Origin of the sequence: Sediminispirochaeta bajacaliforniensis DSM 16054 (assembly GCF_000378205.1) — a bacterium.
GTDB lineage: Bacteria > Spirochaetota > Spirochaetia > DSM-16054 > Sediminispirochaetaceae > Sediminispirochaeta > Sediminispirochaeta bajacaliforniensis.
The window spans coordinates 39,567-46,229 of the sequence record NZ_KB899432.1 but is presented as its reverse complement, the minus strand read 5'-3'; the positions used below and the strand labels follow the sequence as shown (position 1 = coordinate 46,229).

Here is a 6,663-nt window from a genome sequence, read left to right as displayed (position 1 = left end):
GTTCCCAGTACCTTCCCAACAACATCCAGATCCTGGCAGGAAAAGACTCCCAGTTCTGGTTCCTCTCCGATTATGCTCAGCTGACCAGAAAGGGACGTATGACCTGCTATCAGAAGAAGAGAAACACGGTGATCAAAGAGCAGCTAAAGGTCTATAGAGGAAGTGTTTATCAGTCGTTTCAGCATGTCGTTGAAAAGGTCCTATCCCTGACCGAACAATCGGAAAGGGATAGGGTGAAGCTCTATACCGATGAACACATGCAGTACAAAAGGGTGATGAAAGCTCTACCGGCTGGGGTGGCCGGAATGATAGAGCACCACAGGATCAGCTCGAAGCGGGTTCGGGATCTGTGTAATCCCCTCTTTAGTGTGAACTACCTTGACCGGGAGATCCGGAAGGATGACTCGGATCATGTGAGGCAGACGGTACAGTTTGCCCGAAGTACGGTGAACATGCTGGAGCGGCTTGAGATCTACCGATATTATCACAACTTTATGAAGCCCTATCGGGTTGGGGGAAAGGATGAGAAGCGGGGGCTGACACATGGGATAGTGGCTGGGATAGAGGGGAAGCGGATAGCATCCGAGTTGAGGAGTCTGTATACCAGGCGGAGGTTTTTCTTACGGAACCAGCCCATGAATCGGAGTGGGAGGGAGCTGTGGGTCAGGTGCATTCCCACGGCCTTACGGTGGATGATTGACTATCTTCCTTCTTATGCATGGGCTTAAAGGTAAAGGAATCACCACGATTCCTGACAGTAGCTAAATGTAGTATAATGGGAGCCGTAATGCTTCGTTTCGACCATTATCGATGCCGCATTCTGGCGCTGTCCGTTCTCATCGCCTTACCTTTCGCCTACCCGTTCTCGACGAAAGCCTCAATCATTGCCCTTGCCCTGACATTCGCAACCATGGGATTACGCTTTCTTCCCATTATCCCCTCCTCTTTGGCGCTTTTCGGAGAATTACTTTTCATCGTTTTCGGGGCGGCTGCATCCGGTTTGACTCCGCTTCTATTCTTCGCCCCTCTGATCGGATCAAGAATCGCCGTCGACGCAGCACAAAACAGCGGCTGGAAATTGCGTCTCCCCTTTGCCGTAAGCGTGATCGGTCCCTGTGCGGCGGGCCTCCTATCGCTTTCTCCCCTTCTCCCGTTCTTCGTGGCAGCCGCAATTGTCACTCCGTTGGCCCTCTTGTTTACCTTTCTTCTGATACGGAATCAGGAAGCGAAACGGCTGGAAATAGAGAAGCGCCTTAAAACAAAAGAGGCAATTCTTTCCACCCTGGCCCACGAAATACGCACCCCCCTCACCGTCATTCAGTCTACCGTCGATCTTTTGATCGAAGAAAGGATTGGGCCCCTGGAAGAACGCCAACACCAATTTCTCTCTTCGGTAGGAAGCAATGTACAAAGGCTGGTCACCCTTTCCGATACCATTCTGGCAAGTATCAAAGTAGAAAGTGCCTGGTTTACCATCAAGGTTAAGCCCATCGACATCAGAAAGGTCATCAAGAATGTGGCCCTTCACATGCGGCCGATCCTCGAAGCTAAAGGAATCGAGCTGCGTTACTCTTTTCCGAAACTGCTCTCCCGCCCCCCTGCCGATGAGGGATGGATACATCAGGTCTTAGTCAACCTGGTGCACAACGCCGTCAAGCACATGCGAAGAGGGGGCAGTGTCATCATATCGGTCAACGAAAACGAACAGGCGGTGGTGGTATCGGTAAACGACAATGGTTCCGGGATTCGAACAGGAGAGCAGCCGCAGGTATTTACCGAGTTTTTTCAGGGTGGAATTCTCTCGGGTGCCCAGCTCGAGGGGGCCGGGCTTGGTTTAGCTATTGTCAAGCGGGTAATCGAAAAGCATAATGGGAAGGTCTATGTGGGATCGGTGGAGGGTTCGGGAACCACGGTTTCCTTCACGCTTCCCCTTGACGGAGTAGTTACCGAAAATGAATAGCGACAAACATATTCTCGTTGTCGACGATGAGCCGCATATTTTGCAGATCCTCCATTTTCTCCTGACCGACGAGGGGTATCAGGTTACTACCGTGGAGACGGGGGAAGCCGCAGTAGAGACCGCCGACGGCGAAGACTTCGATTTGGTCGTCCTGGACCTGGCCTTACCCGGTATAGACGGCTTTTCGGTCTGTCGAACCCTCCGAGACAAGGGCATTCCGATTTTGATACTAAGCAGTCACGACGAGGATGATTACGTCATTTCAGGCCTGGAGCTGGGAGCTCTGGACTATGTTCGCAAGCCCTTTAATCACCGCGAGTTAATCCTTCGGGTGGCGAATCTGATTGGAAGAAACGACAGCGATGAAAAGCCGCAAAGGATAGTCAGCGAAGGACTTTCCGTCAACTTCGATTCCGAAGAGGTGCTATGCAGGGGAGAAAGGGTCCGACTGACTCCTACCGAGTATCTTCTTCTTGTGTTGCTGATGAAGCAAAAGGGAGCGGTGGTCACCTGGGAAGAAATCCTTCGGGAAGTGTGGGGAACCGAAGAGTGGGACGGATATCGCCAAATGATTAAAGTGAACATTCAGCGTCTTCGCACCAAGGTGGAACAGGATCCCCATAATCCGCGGGTCATCGTCAACCAGTGGGGGCGCGGTTACCGCTTCGCTCTTCCCGTTACTATTTCGTAACTCCATTGTAACCGGATTGTTTCTTGTCTCCGTTCGGGGGAGATCCTACACTGTAAGGGATATAGTCACAAACCCAAACAGGAGGAGAACCGTCATGAAACGAGTTGTAGCAATTGCCCTGGCGATGCTGCTTGTTACCTCATTTGCGTTGTTCGCAGGAGGAGAGAAGGAGAACGCCGGAAAGGTAACCGCCTATACCACCCTCGACGAAGAGCTTGCCCGTAAGGTGTTCAACGCCTTTACCGAAGAGACCGGCATTCAGGTCGATTGGGTACGCCTTTCCACCGGCGAATGTACCGCCAGGATGGAAGCGGAAAAAGAAAACCCCCAGGCCAGCATCTGGTACGGAGGTGTAGGTCTCGGTCATATCGAGGCGAAGGACAAAGGGTTGACCATGCCCTATGATTCCCCCGCCGCTACAATGCCTGAAAAATTCAGAGACCCGGATCGATACTGGTCGGGAATCTACGCAGGGCCCCTCTGTTTTGAGAGCAATACCCAGGCCTTGGAAAAATACGGTCTCACCGCTCCCACATCCTGGGAAGAACTTGCCGATCCCAAATATAAGGGACACGTGCAGATGGCGAATCCCGGATCTTCGGGAACGGCCTATAACGTTCTTGCCACCATGGTAACGCTCTACGGAGAGGAGAAGGCCTTTGAATACATGAAGCGGCTGGACTCCAATATCACCCAGTATACAAGAAGCGGCTCGGCCCCCGGAAAGAATGCAGCCATTGGAGAAACCACGATTGCCATCGGATACGCTCACGACGGTGTACGTTTGATTGCCGAAGGATATCCCCTGGAAATTACCTTCCCCTCCGAAGGAACAGGCTATGAGGTTGCCTCCATCAGCCTGATCAAAAACGGTCCTGCCGAAGAGCTCGCACATGCAAAGAAGCTCTACGATTGGGCCCTTGGTGAAACCGCCGCAAAAATCTATACCACGGCCTTTACCGTTCCCTTTGTTGATGTTCCCCTTCCCAAGGGTGCCCTTCCCATCAGCAAGGTCAACACCATCAATCAGGACGATGAATGGGCCGCAGCCAACAAAACCCGCCTAGTGGAAAAGTGGAACGCCGTCATAGGCGGTGAATCTCGTACCGAACCAAAGAAATAATAGTTTACCGGAAAGCTATAGGGGCCCTCAGCGGCCCCTATAGTCGTCTTTATTCGTAAGGAGCACCGTGCATGACAAACACGACCACCGGCCGGAACCTAAATAATCGTTTTTACCAATTAACAAGAGAACCGGCCCTCATGATCGGCGTAATAGTCATCTTTGCGCTGCTGGCATTGTTCATCCTCTACCCTCTCGCCTCTGCAGCAAAATTGAGCCTTGCCCCGGAGGGAAAACTTACCGGCGACGTATACCGTCAGATTTTTACCCATTCACAATATTTGCGGGCGATACGAAACAGCGTCACCCTCGGGGTGATCGTAGCCACGCTGGCAACAGCCATCGGCTTTTTGTTTGCCTTCGCCCTTACAAGAGCCCGAATCGGCGGAAGGAAATTTTTCCAGGGGATGGCTCTTCTTCCGATCATCTCACCACCCTTCATGTTTGCCCTTTCCGTTATTCTCCTTTTCGGAAGAAACGGACTTATCACGGCAAAACTATTGGGAATCGACATGGCAAATGTCTATGGTCTAAAAGGCCTGATTATCGTCCAGACCATCAGTATGTTTCCCATAGCCTACATGACACTTTCAGGCATCCTCCAGGGTATCGACCCGGACCTCGAGACCTGTGCCATGAATCTTGGAGCAAAACGGGGAAAGGCATTCTTGACCGTTACCTTTCCCCTTGCTCTTCCGGGGATTTTCGCCTCCTGGCTGCTCGTGTTTGTCAGCAGCCTCACCGATTTCGGAAATCCTATCATTATCGGCGGAAACTTCGATGTCCTCTCTGTCCAGGCCTATATGGAATTCACCGGTATGGGGAACCTTCCCCGGGGAACGGCCCTTGCAATTCTGTTGTTGATTCCCACGGTTAGTGTTTTCTTTATTCAGAAGTATATTATGAGAAAGAAAAGCTACATCACGGTAACCGGTAAATCGAGCAGGCGAAGCACCGCACAAACGGGAAAAGGGGTTACAATTCTTTTAACCCTTGCCTGCGGCATCATCTCCGGTTTTGTCCTGCTTTTGTACGCCACCATCATAAGTGGTAGCTTTGTAAAATTGTGGGGAATTAACTGGCATCTTACCCTCGACCACTTTGCCTACAGCTGGGATGTTGGGCGCACAACCATGAAGAATACCCTCTTTCTTGCGATTATCAGCACACCTATCACTGCCATCTTCGGCATGGTCATTGCCTACATCGTCGTGCGAAAAAACTTCCCCGGTAAACATCTTATGGAGTTCCTTTCCATGCTCAGCTACGCCATCCCGGGAACCGCCGTCGGTATCGGCTATATTTTAGCCTTCAATAAAGCGCCTTTCGAACTTTCGGGAACCGCCTTTATCCTGATCACCTGCTATGTTTTTAGAAATGTTCCGATCGGAGTGGAAGGAGGTATAGCGGCACTGAAGCAGATTTCCAATGAAATCGAGGAATCCTCCATCAATCTGGGGGCAACCAGTGCCCTTACCTTCAGAAAGATTACCCTGCCGCTGATCCGTCCGGCCTTTTTCTCCGGAGCGACCTTTGCCTTTGTCAGAAGCATGACGGCCATAAGCGCTATTATTTTTCTTGTATCTGCACGCTGGAACCATATGACGGTTCTTGTTCTTGCCCAGACGGAGATTATGCGACTGGGAGTCGCCTCGGTCATGTCCTTCGCCCTGATTGTAGTCATCATGGTGTTCATCTTCATCATCATGAAACTCACGGGCCTGGGACGCGAACAAATTTTCGGAACGACGAAATAAAGGAAAAGAAGATGAAACAGAACGATTACCTGATGCTAAAAAACTTGGTCAAGGACTTTCACGACGGACGAGGCAATACCGTACGTGCTGTAGATGATATTTCGCTCTCCATCGCCAAGGGGGATTTTGTCACACTCCTTGGGCCCTCGGGATGCGGGAAGACCACAACCCTTCGAATGGTTGCAGGTTTCGAGGTGCAGAGTACCGGCGACATCATCCTGGACGGAAGGAAAATAAATACAATTCCAGCTTTCGACCGCAACATGCCGATGGTATTCCAGAGCTACGCCCTCTTCCCACATCTTACCATTTTTGAAAATATCGCTTACGGATTGAAAATACGCAAAATACCGAAAGAGGTGATCAAAAACGACGTTGCTCTGGCAGCACAGATGGTTAATCTTGTGGGATTGGAAGATCGTTATCCTGGAGAATTGTCGGGAGGGCAGCAGCAACGGGTGGCTCTTGCCCGGGCTCTGGTTTTAAAACCGGAAATCATTCTTTTCGATGAGCCTCTTTCGAATTTGGATGCAAAGCTACGAATCCAGACACGAACGGAAATCAAACGGGTACAACAACTCTTGGGTATCACCGCACTTTACGTTACCCATGATCAAAGTGAAGCCTTGAGTATCAGTGATACTATTGTTATTATGAACAATGGTAAAATTGTTCAGAGCGGCAGCCCCGAGGAGATTTACAATCACCCCGCAGATCCCTTTGTGTCCGATTTTATCGGTAACGCAAATTTCTTCGACGGTGTGGTGACGGAGATCGACAGTCGTTTTATTTCGGTCTCTCTACTCGGATCCGAGGTGCAAGTTCCTCTCTCTACCGCCGGACAATCATTTTTAAAGGGAGACGAAGTTGTCCTGGCCATAAAACCGGAGGCGGTTGAAGTTAGACCAGGAAAAGGAGCGTTTAACGGTAAGATTGAGGTTAGTAGCTTTCTTGGGGCAACTACCGAATACAAAATCGAGTACGCCGACGGATTTATGACGGCGATTACGCCGAATACCCAAGGTGAGATCCATAATTATCGTTATGGCCAGGAGATTGCTTTCTCCTTTAAAAAGGAGTTCTTCAGAATTTACAAGAGATAGGTGCTCAATAAGTCAGGCATTGAAAGGAG

At 50.5% G+C, this 6,663-nt stretch carries 5 protein-coding genes and 1 pseudogene; all 6 read left to right on the top strand.

Going from position 1 to position 6,663, the window contains the following annotated elements; genetic code table 11:
* A pseudogene (locus F459_RS24195) lies at positions 1-728 on the top strand (hypothetical protein); the annotation flags it as partial.
* Positions 729-787: 59 nt separating this feature from the next.
* Positions 788-1,960 carry a sensor histidine kinase gene (locus F459_RS23330; RefSeq protein ID WP_051086191.1) on the top strand — a complete coding sequence of 391 codons (1,173 nt, stop codon included), beginning with the start codon at positions 788-790 and terminating at the stop codon, positions 1,958-1,960.
* Positions 1,953-2,651, top strand: a complete 699-nt coding sequence (locus F459_RS0119575; protein WP_020614396.1) for a response regulator transcription factor — start codon at positions 1,953-1,955, stop codon at positions 2,649-2,651. Before F459_RS23330 ends, F459_RS0119575 begins: the two co-directional genes overlap by 8 nt.
* Before the next feature lie 94 nt (positions 2,652-2,745).
* On the top strand, positions 2,746-3,774 hold the full coding sequence (locus tag F459_RS0119570; protein ID WP_020614395.1) for an ABC transporter substrate-binding protein: 1,029 nt from the start codon (positions 2,746-2,748) through the stop codon (positions 3,772-3,774).
* A gap of 71 nt (positions 3,775-3,845) precedes the next feature.
* A complete protein-coding gene (locus tag F459_RS0119565) occupies positions 3,846-5,531 on the top strand; it encodes an ABC transporter permease (RefSeq protein ID WP_020614394.1) in 1,686 nt (561 codons plus the stop codon).
* 11 nt (positions 5,532-5,542) lie between these two features.
* The gene (locus F459_RS0119560; RefSeq protein ID WP_020614393.1) at positions 5,543-6,634 is read left to right on the top strand and encodes an ABC transporter ATP-binding protein; all 1,092 of its coding nucleotides are present in this window, start codon (positions 5,543-5,545) and stop codon (positions 6,632-6,634) included.
* The last annotated feature ends 29 nt before the right edge of the window (positions 6,635-6,663 follow it).